At 65.4% G+C, this 13,820-nt stretch carries 9 protein-coding genes and 2 pseudogenes; 5 read left to right on the forward strand and 6 right to left on the reverse strand.

Annotated features, from left to right (window positions below; genetic code table 11):
* Nucleotides 1–417 precede the first annotated feature (417 nt).
* From KSS93_RS25120 to KSS93_RS25130, 3 genes are all read left to right on the forward strand, one after another.
* The gene (locus tag KSS93_RS25120; RefSeq protein WP_217886442.1) at nt 418–1,317 is read left to right on the forward strand and encodes a chemotaxis protein; all 900 of its coding nucleotides are present in this window, start codon (nt 418–420) and stop codon (nt 1,315–1,317) included.
* Between the two features lie 86 nt (nt 1,318–1,403).
* Nucleotides 1,404–1,712 (forward strand): hypothetical protein, encoded by a 309-nt coding sequence (locus tag KSS93_RS25125; RefSeq protein WP_217886443.1) that lies wholly within the window; start codon nt 1,404–1,406, stop codon nt 1,710–1,712.
* On the forward strand, nt 1,709–2,443 hold the full coding sequence (locus tag KSS93_RS25130) for a YkgJ family cysteine cluster protein (RefSeq protein WP_217886444.1): 735 nt from the start codon (nt 1,709–1,711) through the stop codon (nt 2,441–2,443). Before KSS93_RS25125 ends, KSS93_RS25130 begins: the two co-directional genes overlap by 4 nt.
* A gap of 171 nt (nt 2,444–2,614) precedes the next feature.
* On the opposite strand, the pseudogene KSS93_RS27050 reads toward KSS93_RS25130, so the two are convergent.
* The 6 genes and pseudogenes from KSS93_RS27050 to KSS93_RS25155 form a co-directional block, all read right to left on the reverse strand.
* Nucleotides 2,615–3,610: pseudogene (locus KSS93_RS27050) on the reverse strand (methyl-accepting chemotaxis protein); the annotation flags it as partial.
* A gap of 306 nt (nt 3,611–3,916) precedes the next feature.
* Nucleotides 3,917–4,198: pseudogene (locus tag KSS93_RS27055) on the reverse strand (PAS domain-containing protein); the annotation flags it as partial.
* Between the two features lie 92 nt (nt 4,199–4,290).
* Nucleotides 4,291–5,364: a fimbrial protein gene (locus KSS93_RS26835; RefSeq protein WP_367616819.1), complete on the reverse strand. Its 1,074-nt coding sequence runs from the start codon at nt 5,362–5,364 to the stop codon at nt 4,291–4,293.
* 24 nt (nt 5,365–5,388) lie between these two features.
* Nucleotides 5,389–7,875, reverse strand: coding sequence for a fimbria/pilus outer membrane usher protein (locus KSS93_RS25145; RefSeq protein ID WP_217886447.1), 2,487 nt, complete (start codon nt 7,873–7,875; stop codon nt 5,389–5,391).
* Between the two features lie 31 nt (nt 7,876–7,906).
* Nucleotides 7,907–8,635, reverse strand: a complete 729-nt coding sequence (locus KSS93_RS25150) for a fimbrial biogenesis chaperone (protein WP_217886448.1) — start codon at nt 8,633–8,635, stop codon at nt 7,907–7,909.
* A 71-nt stretch (nt 8,636–8,706) separates the two neighbouring features.
* On the reverse strand, nt 8,707–9,255 hold the full coding sequence (locus tag KSS93_RS25155; protein ID WP_217886449.1) for a fimbrial protein: 549 nt from the start codon (nt 9,253–9,255) through the stop codon (nt 8,707–8,709).
* Between the two features lie 274 nt (nt 9,256–9,529).
* On the opposite strand from KSS93_RS25155, the gene KSS93_RS25160 reads away from it, so the two are divergent.
* Together KSS93_RS25160 and KSS93_RS25165 are read left to right on the forward strand one after the other, a co-directional pair.
* The gene (locus KSS93_RS25160; protein ID WP_217886450.1) at nt 9,530–10,726 is read left to right on the forward strand and encodes an efflux RND transporter periplasmic adaptor subunit; all 1,197 of its coding nucleotides are present in this window, start codon (nt 9,530–9,532) and stop codon (nt 10,724–10,726) included.
* Nucleotides 10,723–13,815 carry a multidrug efflux RND transporter permease subunit gene (locus KSS93_RS25165; RefSeq protein ID WP_217886451.1) on the forward strand — a complete coding sequence of 1,031 codons (3,093 nt, stop codon included), beginning with the start codon at nt 10,723–10,725 and terminating at the stop codon, nt 13,813–13,815. Before KSS93_RS25160 ends, KSS93_RS25165 begins: the two co-directional genes overlap by 4 nt.
* Nucleotides 13,816–13,820 lie beyond the last annotated feature (5 nt).

The raw sequence follows: 13,820 nt of genomic DNA on the forward strand, positions 1-13,820 counted from the left end.
AGCCGGCTCTTATAGCTACAGCACAAGTTTGAAGGCTGTGCGAACCCTGTAGGAGATCACCCAGCCCTTTGGGGCTGCGCGGTCGCGCAGAGAACTAGTCTCTGCAGATGCACCGCGCCCTGTGGGAAGCGGCCTTGTGTCGCGATGGGCTGCGCAGCAGCCCCGGCAATTTCGCATGAAGCCGAGATCTTGGGGCCGCTTCGCGCCCCATCTCGACCGGACGGCGCCCCGGCAAGGCCGCTTCCCACAGGGACCGTGTTAAATCAATGAGTTGCAGTTTGTTCTATGAGAGCCAGCTTGCCGGCGATAGGGCCCTGACTGGCATTAGCATTCCCCGGTTACAACTTCATCTAAAGCCACTGGCCCGCAGGCCGATAACCCGGCATCCTCCCCGACATTTAATACCGAAGGTCGCCCATGGCCACGCAAAAAGCCCGCGCGGACTCGCTGTCCCTGCTGCTGTTCACCCTGCGCAGCGGCAAGCTGATGGCAATCAACCTGCTCAAGGTCAGCGAAATCATCCCTTGCCCGCCGCTGACCAAGCTGCCCGAGGCGCACCCGCACGTCAAAGGCGTGGCCACCCTGCGCGGCAACTCGCTGTCGGTGATCGACCTGTCCCGCGCCATCGGTGAAATGCCCCTGGCCGACCCCGACGGCGGCTGCCTGATCGTCACCGAGATCAGCCGCTCACGCCAGGGCCTGCATGTGCAGGCGGTGAGCCGCATCGTGCATTGCCTGAGCACCGACATCAAACCGCCGCCGTTCGGCTCGGGCAACCGCTCGTTCATCACCGGCGTAACCCGGGTCGACAACACCTTGGTGCAGGTGCTGGACATCGAAAAGGTCATTCATGGCATCGCCCCGCCGCAGCCCGAGCCGCACCCGGGCGAGGTGGGCGAAGAAGACGCAAGCCTGCTGGCTGCGGCCAACATTCTGGTGGTGGACGACAGCCAGGTGGCGCTGCAACAGTCGGTACACACCCTGCGCAACCTCGGTATCGAGTGCCACACCGCGCGCAGCGCCAAGGATGCGATCAACGTGTTGCTGGAGCTGCAAGGCACCGAGCGCGAGATCAACATCATCGTCTCGGACATCGAGATGTCCGAAATGGACGGTTTCGCCTTCACCCGTACCCTGCGCGAAACCCCGGACTTCCAGCACCTGTATATTTTGCTGCACACCTCGCTGGACAGCACCATGAGTGGCAACAAGGCCAAAGAGGCCGGGGCCAACGCCATCCTCACCAAGTTCAGCTCGCCAGAGCTGACCGACTGCCTGGTGGTGGCGGCCCGCGCTGTGGTGTTCGCCGAGCGTTGATATATTCAGCGACAAACTCCCCGGCTTGCTGCCGGGAAGCGTTCGGGCATAATTCGCGCCCTTCGCAGCCAACGGCGGACCCGCACATGAAATACCTCAGCTCCCTGCTGATTGCTCTCGCGCTGTTCAGCGGCGCGACCCACGCCTCCAGCACCCAGGCATGGAACGACCAGCGCCAGCACATGCTCAAGGCGTGCCTTAAGGCCAGCCAGTTCAAGGATGCCCACGCCCTGGGCAAGCCTGCCGAATTCGACGACCAGGTCGGCTACAGCGCCCTGCTGATCGAAGGCGTATACCCGCAAAAGCACATGAACAACGCCACCGGTACCGAGCTGTGCCTGTATGACCGTCAGCGCCAGCAAGCTTTCGTCACCGAGTGGGCGGCCGGCAAGTGAGCGACAGCATCCGCTTTGCCTGTACCGGCTGCGGCAAGTGCTGCACCGGCCACCATGTGCCGCTGACCCTCGCCGAAGCAGGCCAATGGGCGCGCGCCGGGGGCCAGGTGATCGTGCTGATCGAAGGCTTCATGGCCGATGGCCCGGGCATGCCGCCAGAGCAGCGCGACCACGTACTGCGCCGTTCCCACCCGGTGCCCTGCGGCACTGGCGAGCTGCGCGTGTCGGTGACCTTCGCCGCGTTCAACCCCGGGCGCTGCCGCAACCTTGACGCCGACGACCTGTGCACCATTTATGAAAGCCGCCCGCTGGTGTGCCGCATCTACCCGGCCGAGATCAACCCGCACCTGCCGCTGCGCCCCGAGGGCAAGGACTGCCCGGCCGAGGCCTGGGAGCAAGGGCCTGAACTGATCCATGGCGGGTTGCTGCAAGACGCCGAACTGCGCGGGCTGATCGAGGCCTCGCGCCAGGCCGACCGTGAGGATATCGCCAGCAAGGTCGCCATCTGCCAGGCGCTGGGCATCACCACCAGTGCGCTGAAGGGCAACGGGTTTACCGCCTGGCTGCCGGACATGGGGGCGTTGGCGGCCGCGCTGGACGCAGTGCCTGTGGATAACCCCGCGCAGTGGCAGGTGCATGTGGTGGATGCCGAGCTGGCCGGCAGCCTGCAGGGGCATGGGTTACAGACTACCGCCCAGACGCCGGTGTATTACGCCTTTATCGGGTTCTGAGCCAAAGGCTTCTATAGGTACGGCGCAGGCCTGAGGCCTATGCGATCCATGTGGGGGCGGCTTTAGCCGCGAAGCAGCCAACGCGGTGGATGGCACCGGCTTTGCTCGGGCTTTGCGCGATCCTGTGGGAGCGGCGGTGCGCCGATGCGACTTGCCCCGCGATGCTCTGCATCACTGACACCTGCGCCAGAATTCATCCGCCAGCCGCCGCAGGTCCTGCGCCAGATCCGCCACGTCATTGGCGCTGCCATGGCTGCGCTGCCCCACCAGCACCGTCGCTTCGCTGGCCTGACGGATGCTGATGATGTTGCGGTTGATGTTCTCGCTAACCTGGCTCTGCTGCTCCACCGCCGCGGCAATCTGCAAGCTCATCTCGTTGATCTGGTTGACCCGCACGCTGATGCTGTCCAGCGCGTCGCTGGCCAACTGCGCCTGCTCGACACTGTGCCCGGCATGGGCGCTGCTCTGGCGCATCACCTGCACAGCGGCGCGGGCACCATCCTGCAGGGCGCTGATCATGTGCTGGATGTCGTGGGTGGACTGCGCGGTGCGCTGGGCCAGGCCACGCACCTCATCAGCCACCACCGCAAAGCCACGCCCCTGGTCGCCAGCCCGCGCGGCCTCGATGGCGGCGTTGAGCGCCAGCAGGTTGGTCTGCTCGGCAATCCCGCGGATCACATCCAGCACTCCGGTAATCTCGCTGCTGTGGCTTTCCAGTTGCTCGATCACCTCGCCGGCCTCTACCAGCGAGCCGGCCAGGTCCTGTATCGCGCAGCGGTTACGGTCTACCAGCCGGTGCCCGGCCTGGGTCTCGCCTTCGGCCTGATCGGCGGCCATCGAGGCCATCTGCGCGCTGCTGGCCACCTGGGCCACACTGGCGCTCATCTGGTGGATGGCTGTGGCCACCTGGTCGGCCTCGCTCTGCTGCTCCAGGCTGTTGGCATGGCTGCTGTGCAGCGCCTCCACCAGCGAGCCGGAATGCCCGGCCAGGCGCGACGAGGTATCGCCGATACGCCCCACCACAGCCCCCAACTGCGCCTTGAGCATGCGCATGGCGAACTCGATCTGGCCCAGGCCATCACGCCGGCCTGTATATAAAAGCTGGCTCAACGGGTTGTCGGCAATCGCCAGGGCCTGACGGCGCAGGCGCTCATAGGGGCGCAGCAACAGCAGGATGGCAAGGCCGGCAAGGCCCGCCACGGCGAGTACTTCGAGCAGTGAAACCAGCAGCGGCGCCCCGGCCCACCATTGGCCCACACCGATCACCAACGCAGCAACCCCCGACACCGTCAGTGACAGCCGCGTTGCCAGGCCAACAACCGGCAGGCGCTCGCGCCAGCTGCTGCGCCCTTCGCGCAGCCGTGCATAGCAGGCTTCGGCGGCCGCCACCTGCTCCCGGCCTGGCTTGGTGCGCACCGACTGATACTCCAGCGCCTGCCCGCCACTACTGATGGGCGAAACAAACGCACTGACCCAGTAATGGTCACCATTCTTGCAGCGGTTCTTCACCAGCCCCATCCACGAACGCCCACCTTTGAGCGCCTGCCACATCTGCGCGAAGGCCTGGGGCGGCATGTCCGGGTGACGGACCAGGTGATGGGGCTGGCCCAGCAGTTCGTCATGGGTAAAGCCGCTGACCTGCATGAACACGTCGTTGGCGTAGGTGATGCGGCTGTCCAGGTCGGTGGTGGAAAGGATGTTGGCATCGCCGGGGTAATCCACTTCGCGACCGGTAACGGGCAAATTGCACTTCATCGGAGGCTCTCGTTGTTGTTGGGGACAATCGGCAGGGCGCTCGAGATTAGTGGCAATTGGCAATCAACTTTTGACCTGGCTCAAGCCTCGCGTCATTTGTAGGTCAAGGTGAACCCCACTGAAGCATTGGCCACGCCGCCCACCGGAGTGTCCTTGCCAACCTGGATATAGCGGGCGGCCATGGGGATCTGGATATCGCCGTTCTGCAGACGGGTCATCTGCACTTCTTCGGTCAACGGCATGGGGGTGAGGTCGGCCTTGAGTACCTGCACGCCCACGCCAGTGGCGTCCGAGTCGCTGTTCAAGCCGAGGATACCGCGCTGGGCGTCGAGTACGCTGGAGCCGTTGCGCGGGTCCAGGCGCAGGTGAGCGAAGTGCCGGTCTGCCGGGTTCTGACTGGCTGTGCAGGCGTTGACGGGTACCATGAACATTCGGGCGTCGGTATGACTGCCCTCACCCCGGAACTGCCCCGTTCGCCACGTACCCATGGGCACAGAGATCTGACTGCCAGGGCTCCCAGGCAGGCCACATTGGGCAACGGTGACCGAGCCTGCGGTGAAGCTCAAAGTGATGACCTTGCCGCCGACTCGCTCGGTGTATTCCGCCAACAGGTGACCGGCCAGGGATTGGGTTCCCATTGCCGGATCGATAGGGCCTGTCTTGATGATGCGGTAGTAGTACCTGACAAGGTTGATATAAGGATAGCCTGACCCACCTAACTTGGTGGTTTCGACATGAGGTACCGCCCACCCCCAACGCCCTGCATGGGGAGTGAATTCGTTTTGACGGTCAGGTGGAGTTACCGTGCTACCCAGAACCACACCGACACCAGGAATACGTGTCTCCAGGATCACCTCACCGGGCCCGACCAATGGCGATCCATGTATCTGTGGCAAAGGCGAGGTAATCATCATCTGCAAACCCGATGGACACGACACCTGGACCGGGCTGACTCCATAGTCCAGATAGACCTCCTTGATAACTGCTCCCGGCAACGCATCACGGGGAACGAACACATTCCCCGGATCGACGGAGACCTCATAGAAATAGCCCGGTGGAAAGTCACAACCCCAGGCCATTACCGGGAAGCACAGACAGGCGAAAATGCCTGTGACAGCAGCACATAAGTCCCGCACCATCTTGATACCCCTTGCATTGTCATTCATGCGGTTTGCTGAGCCCCAAAGGGGCTACAGCCTCGCCACGTAGCCCATTTGGCAAACGCCATCGACCTGTCGGTAGCCTTGCATCGGAACCTGTCCCGATATCGCCACCATTGCCTGACATTGTTGCTCGCGCCCCCGTCCCCAACGCACCGTGACAACCCCCGCCTCGCCTTCAAAAACCAGCAGCACCTGCCCGCCCGGCCCAACCACTCCGACGGTACGCTGAGTTGCATCCAGCACCTGCGCCCCAAATGGCGGAAGCCCGCCGTCCTCCAGCCGCAGGTTGAGCAGCACCTTCTCCACCCGCTGCGCGGCGAACTCGGCCTTGACCACCGCGCCTCGGCGCGGCACCACGTTGGTAACGCCGTTCTCGATCTCGGTGCTGTGGTCCAGCCCGCTGGTGTCAAGGCTCACGCGGTTCTTGCGGTACGGCGTGAGGTAGGGGATCAGCGCGTAGCCGCCACTGTCGGTGCGGGTGCCCGGTGCGTTGGCCAGGCCCACGCCCGGGGTGTCGGCCACATGTACCAGCCCCAGGGTTTCGCCCAGGGTCTGGCCCAGGGCGATGCCACCGCCATGGGCCAGCAGCGAGCCCGAAGCGCTTACGTTGACTTGCTGGTAACGTTCGCCGGCGCTTACGCCAGCGCCTAATTGTGCGAACGGCGCCAGGTAGTTGAGCGAGGCCGAGCCGCTGCCACCGGAACGCTCGGCATGGCTGGCATCCACTGCGTAATTGAGGTGCCCGGAGCGCCCGCGGTAACCGGCACGCTGGTCGTAGCTGCCGTCGTTGTTGCGGGCCAGCGCCAAGGTGCCGCTGCTGCCGCCGCCCAGCGGGATCGACACGTTGAAACTGATGAAGCTGGACTGGCCGAACGAGTCCACCAGGCTCTTGCTGGCGTACACGCCATAGCTGACCCCGCGGTACACGGTGTTGACGCCCAGTTGCAACTGGCGCTCACGGCGCGAAGTGTTCCAGTAATCCTGCTGGCTGAGGTTCAGGTACAGCGAGGTGTTGCCGAAGTTCTGGTTGATGCTGGCCTGCACCCGGCTGCGCTTGGTCATGCGGTTGAAGTTGTCGCCCTGGTGCTGCCATACCGCTTCGCTGAAGTCGCGGTAGCCTTCGGTGGAGTAGCGATAGCCAGCGAAGCGCACCGAGGTGCCGGTGGCGAAGGCCTTGCCATAGCGGATGCCATAGCTGCGGCCCTGGTCGGTACGGCCATCACGGCCTTCGGTGCGGGCCTGGGTCACGTCCAGCGAAAGGGCGCCGAGGCTGCCCAGGTTCTTGCCCACACCTAGCTGCGTGGCGCGGTAGAAGTCGTTGCCCAGTACACCGCCCGACAAGGTGTAGTCATAGGGCAGGCCGTAGGCCAGCGTGGCCTGGGCCAGGCCCGGGCGGTTGCCGTTTTCGTCGGCGGCGTTGTACTCGCCGAAGGTCAGGCCATAGCGCCAGGTGTTCTCGCGCAGCAGGTTGCCAAGGGTGGCGTAGGGCTGGGTGAAGCGGCGTTCGCGGCCGTCCGCCTCGGTGATGATCACCTCGAGGTCGCCACTGCCGCTGGAGGCGTTGAGGTCGTTGATCTCGAACGGCCCGGGCGGCACGTAGGTGGTGTACAGCGAGTAGCCGTTATGGCGCACCTCGACCCGCGCACGGGTTTCGGCCACGCCGCGAATCACCGGCGCGTAGCCCTGCATCGAGTCGGGCAGCATGCCAATGTCGCTGGCCAACTGCACGCCGCGAAACGGCAGGCTGTCGAACACGTCACCGGCGGTGAAACTCTCGCCCAAGGTGAAGGTGCCAAGGCTGCCCGGCAGGTCGGTTTGCGCGTAGCTGGTCGAGCGCTGCCACTGGCGGCGGTGGTTCTGGTCCTGGGTGTAGCTGCCGTTGGAGCGCAGGCGCCAGCCGGCGAGGTTGAGGCCTGCGTTCAGGTACAGGCTGAACTGGTTGTGGTCACCCTGCCCCGCCGTGTGCCCCTGCGAGCCGGTGAACTGGTAGTTGAGTAATCCTGCGTTGATACCCGCGTCCCATTCTTCCGGCGCCACGTAGCCCGCTGCGTCGCGGCGCAAAGCCACCTGCGGCACGCTGATGTCCAGCGCCAGGTACGCGGGGTCGAAGGTCACCAGGGCGCCTTCGACCGCCTGCTGCAGGTCGACGCACTCCAGCGTGTCCAGCTCGCGCTGGTCGATGAACGCCGCCAGCTTCACGCCCATGCCCTCGAGCATCGCAGGGCTCAGGCAGGCACGCACCTCGCCGTTGCCGGCATCGTCAAAGCGCAGTTCGCGGCGATCAAAGAAGCTCTGGTTCAGGCGGATGGTCACCTGGTGCAGCCCAGGTGGCACCTGGGCATTGTGCGCAATGGCCTCCAGGTCCAGGTTGGGGCCGGCCGAGCTGCCGCCGAAGGGCTGCATGAAGCTGCTGTCGAACATCGCCGCCTGGGCAACCGGCTGGCCGGCAGCGAACACACAGGCAAGCAGGGTCGGGCCGCAGGCGCTGAGCCTGCGGCAGGAAGAATTGGGCATTTCGGTTACTCGATCAGAGGGCGGGCGCCAGTCAGCGCGTAGCGGTAAGGCTTACCCGTTCGGGCTTGGTGTAGCCGCCGTAGTCGTTGATCACCGAGAACTCGACGCTGTTCGGCGTCCAGCCCAGGCGCGGGGCGATGGCGTACTGGCGGGTAGAGAACGGCGCCACCATCACCGGCTTGTCGATTTCGCTGTCGCGCCCGCCGTCGGCCACCTTGATGTGGATGAACGAAACATGGAAGGGCGTCGGGTTGTGCACCTGCAGGCGTGCCTCACCGGCTTCCTGGCGGATGGCCCACTCCAGCCGCGGCAGTGCCTCCAGCAGGCTGCCCTGTAGCCCCTTGGGCCGATAGAACAGTTTGATCCGCGTACGCAGGGCGATTTTCAGCGTGTTGCCTTCTTCGTTGCTGGCCGCAGGAATTTCCTGGGCATTGAAGTAGAACACCGACTCGCGGTCGGTCGGCAGGTTGTGCGCGGTCGGTACGATGCGCACCATCTGCTCCTTCATGGCATCCAGCCGGAACAACGGCGGGGTGGCGATGAAGGGTGCACTGATGGCGTGGTCGTCGTCCTCGGTGTTGACCCACGCCTGCACGGCGTAGGGTTTGTCGGTGCCGTTGCCGGCGGTAATCGACACATCGCGCTTGCTGGCGTCGAAGATGATGCGCGTACCGCTCAGGGTCACCCCTGCATGCGCCGCGGGCAGCAGCGCCAGCAGCAGCGCGCCGGCCAGCCACCTGTGTGGATGAGTGCGAAACATCACAGCCCCCTGCTTTGAAGGTGAGTTTCAAGGTGAGCCACGCCTTGTAAAGGGCGCGGCTGCAGCCCGGTTTACTGGATGTTCACGGTGAACTGCGCCTTGGCGTTGGCCGGGCCTGGGGTGGCCGCGCCGGTGGCGATGTAGTTGGCGGTGAAGCGCAGCGGCTGGCTGAGGTTGGCGTACTCGGCGGACGGCTCGGACACCGGCAGTTCGGTACCGCTGAAATCGCGCAACTGCACTGCCACGTTGCCGGCGGCACCGGTCACCGGCTCCAGAGCCAGCCACTGGCCGGCAGCGCCGGCGGAGCCGGTGATCGGCAGGAAGGTCACGGTGGCGGCCTTGCCGGTGATGTCACAACCTGGGTCGGTATCGTCGACCTGCAAGGTGAACGAGCCACCACCGGCCACATCGCCGGCCTTGGCCAGGCTGCTCACCGGTACTTCGTCACCGAGCTTGACCACGCCCTTGGCACCGCCGGTGCCACTGCCCACTTCGATGGCGCAAGTGCTGTTGATGATGGTGCCTTCGAAGCTGATTTCGCCGTCGTTGGCCTGTGCGAACTGGGCTGCGCCCAACAATGCCACTGCGGCGGCCAGGCCGCTCAAGGTTACCTTTTTCATGGATGCTCCCTTTATGATGCTGCGCACGTTGCGCCTTGATGATTCGTGCAACGGCAACCGTGGGGTGGCTGCCGGGTACGAGGGTCATCATGCCGTGGCCAGCAAGGCGGTCCATGGCGAAACGGAGCAAACACAAGGGAACGCTTTCCCAAGCGAACTGCGAAATTTCCTCAACGCTTGTAATACTGACAGCGCTGACAGCCAGCGGTCACTCTGGCGACCCGATCGGCGCGCTATAAGACACTGTCCCTTCCCCTTACCTGGCCACCGCCACATGACCCGACCCCTGCCCCGCAAAGCCCTGATCCTGCTGCTCATCGTCGCCCTCGGCGCCACCGCCTGGTGGCTGCTCCCGGCCAAGCAGAATGCGCACCAGCCCGCTGCGGCCATTCCGGTGCGGGTGGTCGGCGTGGCCCGGCAGGACGTGCCGCGCTACCTGGGTGCCATCGGCACGGTGCTGTCGCAACACAGCGTCGAGGTGCGCCCGCAGGTCGAAGGCGTGCTGACCCAGGTGCTGGCCAAGGAAGGGCAATGGGTCAAACAGGGCGACCTGCTGGCCACCCTCGATGACCGGGCAATCCGCGCGCAACTGGACCAGGCCCGTGCGCAACTTGGCCAGACCCAGGCGCAACTGCAGGTGGCGCGGGTCAACCTCAAGCGCTACCAGTTGCTGAGCAGCGATGACGGCGTGTCCAAGCAGACCCTCGACCAACAGCAGGCATTGGTGAACCAATTACAGGCCACCATCACCGGCAACCAGGCGGCCATCGACAACACCGCGGTACAACTGAGCTACACGCAGATCCGCTCACCGGTGAGCGGCCGGGTGGGCATCCGCAACGTCGACCCGGGCAACCTGGTGCGCACCAGCGACACCCAGGGCCTGTTCAGCGTCACCCAGATTGACCCGATTGCCGTGGAATTCTCCCTGCCCCAGCAGAACCTGCCGACCCTGCACAAACTGCTCGAAGCCGCCACGCCCGCCGAAGTGGAGGCGTTCATGGATGCCGACGGCGAGCGTAGCCTGCTGGGCAAGGGCCACCTGGCATTGATCGACAACCAGGTGTCGGCCAACACCGGCACGGTGCGGGTAAAAGCCGAGTTCGACAACAAGGACGGCCATCTGTGGCCCGGCCAGTTGGTGACCGTGCGCCTGCTCACCGCCGTGGACCAGAACGCCCTGGTGGTGCCGCCGCCGGTGGTGCAACGCAGCATCGACGGGCACTTCGTCTACCGGCTGGACGGCGACAAGGTCACCAGCGTGGCGGTGAAGGTGCTGTACCAGGACAGCGCGCTGAACGTGATTGCCGGGGTGAACGCCGGGGATTGCCTGGTGCTCGACGGGCAGTCGCGGCTCAAGCCGGGAAGCCGGGTGGAGGCCAGCGAAAACTGCACTGCCGCAGATGCCAGCGTGGGAGCGGGCTTGCCCCGCGATAGCGCCAGCGCAGCCACCACGGAGCCGAAGCCATGAACACCCGCAACGGCGTCTCGGCCTGGTGCATCGACCACCCCATCGCCACCCTGCTGCTGACCTTCGCCCTGGTGCTGCTGGGCGCCATCGCCTTCCCGCGCCTGCCGGTGGCGCCGCTGCCCGAGGCGGACTTCCCGACCATTCAGGTGACCGCGCAACTGCCCGGCGCCAGCCCCGAGACCATGGCCTCGTCGGTGGCCACCCCGCTTGAGGTGCAGTTCAGCGCCATCCCCGGCATGACCCAGATGACCAGCAGCAGCGCCCTGGGCTCGACCAACCTGACCTTGCAGTTCACCCTCGACAAGAACATCGACACCGCCGCGCAAGAAGTGCAGGCGGCGATCAACACCGCCACCGCGCGCCTGCCCCAGGACCTGCCCAGCCCGCCGACCTGGCGCAAGGTCAACCCGGCCGACAGCCCGGTGCTGATCCTCACCGTAAGCTCGGCGCAGATGCCCGGCAACCAGCTCAGCGACTACGCCGAAACCTTGCTTGCGCGCCAGCTCAGCCAGATCGACGGGGTCGGCCTGATCAACATCACCGGGCAGCTGCGCCCGGCCATCCGCGTGCAGGCGCAACCCGAGAAACTCGCCGCCATCGGCCTGACCCTGGCCGACATCCGCCAGGCCATCCAGCAAACCAGCCTGAACCTGGCCAAGGGCGCGCTGTATGGCGAGCACAGCGTGTCGACCATCGCCGCCAACGACCAGTTGTTCCACCCCGAGGACTACGCCCGGCTGATCGTCAGCTACCGCAACGGCGCGCCGGTGCACCTGAGCGATGTGGCCAAGGTGGTGGACGGCGCCGAGAACGCCTACGTCAAGGCCTGGTCCGGTGAGCAGCCGGGGCTCAACCTGGTGATCTTCCGCCAGCCGGGGGCCAACATCGTCGACACCGTCGACCGGGTGATGGCAGAGCTGCCGCGCTTGCAGGGCATGCTGCCGAGCGCCATCGAGGTGTCGGTGCTGCAGGACCGCACGCAAACCATCCGCGCCTCGCTGCACGAGGTGGAGCTGACCTTGATGATCGCCGTGGTGCTGGTGATCGGGGTAATGGCGCTGTTCCTGCGCCAGTGGTCGGCAACCCTGGTGGTGTCCAGCGTGCTGGGGGTGTCGCTGATCGCCAGCTGCGCGCTGATGTACGTGCTGGGCTTCAGCCTGAACAACCTCACCCTGGTGGCCATCGTCATTTCCGTGGGCTTTGTGGTGGACGATGCCATCGTGGTGGTGGAGAACATCCACCGCCACCTCGAGGCCGGCGACGACAGCCGTACCGCCGCGCTGAAGGGCGCCGGCGAAATCGGCTTCACCGTGGTGTCGATCAGCTTCTCGCTGATCGCAGCATTCATTCCGCTATTGTTCATGGGCGGCGTGGTCGGCCGGCTGTTCAAGGAATTCGCCCTGACCGCCACCGCGACCATCCTGATTTCGGTGGTGGTGTCGCTGACGCTTGCGCCAACCCTGTGCGCGCTGTTCATGCGCAAGCCGCCCCATGAGCAGCAAGACGGCCCGGGCCAGCGCCTGGTGCGCTGGTACGAAAAGGGCCTGAACAAGGCCCTGGCGCACCAGCGCATCACCCTGGGTGTGTTCGGCATCACCCTGGCCCTGGCGGTGGCAGGTTATATCGGCATCCCCAAAGGCTTCTTCCCGCTGCAGGATACCGGGTTCATCCTCGGCACCAGCGAGGCGGCAGCGGATGTGTCGTACCCGGCGATGATCGAGAAGCACCAGGCCCTGGCCAGGATTATCGAGGCGGACCCGGCGGTGCGTGCGTTCTCCCATTCGGTGGGGGTCACCGGCAGCAACCAGACCATCGCCAACGGCCGCTTCTGGATCGCCCTCAAGCCACGCGGCGAGCGCGACGTGTCGGCCAGCGAATGGATCGACCGCATGCGCAGCAAGCTGGCCCAGGTGCCGGGTATCGTCTTGTACCTGCGCGCCGGGCAGGACATCAACCTGAGCTCCGGCCCGTCACGCACCCAGTACCAGTACGTGCTCAAGAGCAACGACGGGGTGGCGCTGAACCTGTGGACCCAGCGCCTGACCGACAAGCTGCGGCAAAACCCGGCGCTTCGCGACCTGTCCAACGACCTGCAACTGGGCGCCAGCGTCACGCGCATCGACATCGACCGCCAGGCTGCGGCGCGCTTCGGCCTGACCACCACCGATGTCGACCAGGCGCTGTACGATGCCTTCGGCCAGCGGCAGATCAGCGAGTTCCAGACCGAGACCAACCAGTACAAGGTGATTCTCGAACTGGACGCCCGCCAACGCGGCAAGGCCGAAAGCCTCAACTACTTCTACCTGCGCTCGCCGCTGTCGGGCGAGATGGTGCCGCTGTCGGCCCTGGCGCATGTTGCCGCGCCCAGCACCGGGCCGCTGTCGATCAGCCATGACGGGTTGTTCCCGGCTGCCAACCTGTCGTTCAACCTGGCCCCGGGCGTGGCCCTGGGCGATGCGGTGCAAATACTCGAACGCACCCAGCGCGAGCTGGGCATGCCTGATTCGATCGCCGGCAACTTCCAGGGCGCAGCGCAGGCATTCCAGAGCTCGCTGGCCAGCCAGCCGTGGCTGATCCTGGCCGCGCTGGTGGCGGTGTACATCATCCTCGGCGTGCTCTACGAGAGCTTCGTGCACCCGCTGACCATCATTTCCACCCTGCCCTCGGCGGGCCTGGGCGCGCTGATACTGCTGTGGGCCATGGGCCAGGACTTCACCATCATGGGGCTGATCGGCGTGGTGCTGCTGATCGGTATCGTCAAGAAGAACGGCATCCTGCTGATCGACTTCGCCCTGGAAGCCCAGCGCCACCACGGCATGCCCCCGGAACAGGCGATTCACCAGGCGTGCCTGGTGCGTTTTCGCCCGATCATCATGACCACCCTGGCCGCGCTGCTCGGCGCGGTGCCGCTGATGTTCGGCTTCGGCGCCGGCGCCGAGCTGCGCCAGCCGCTGGGTATCGCGGTGGTCGGTGGGCTGCTGGTCAGCCAGGCGCTGACGCTGTTCACCACCCCGGTCATATACTTGGCCCTGGAGCGCCTGTTCCACCGCCGCCGGGCCATTACCGCCCCCGCGCCGACCGCCAGTTGAGGCAA

The organism is Pseudomonas xanthosomatis (genome assembly GCF_019139835.1).
GTDB lineage: Bacteria > Pseudomonadota > Gammaproteobacteria > Pseudomonadales > Pseudomonadaceae > Aquipseudomonas > Aquipseudomonas fakonensis.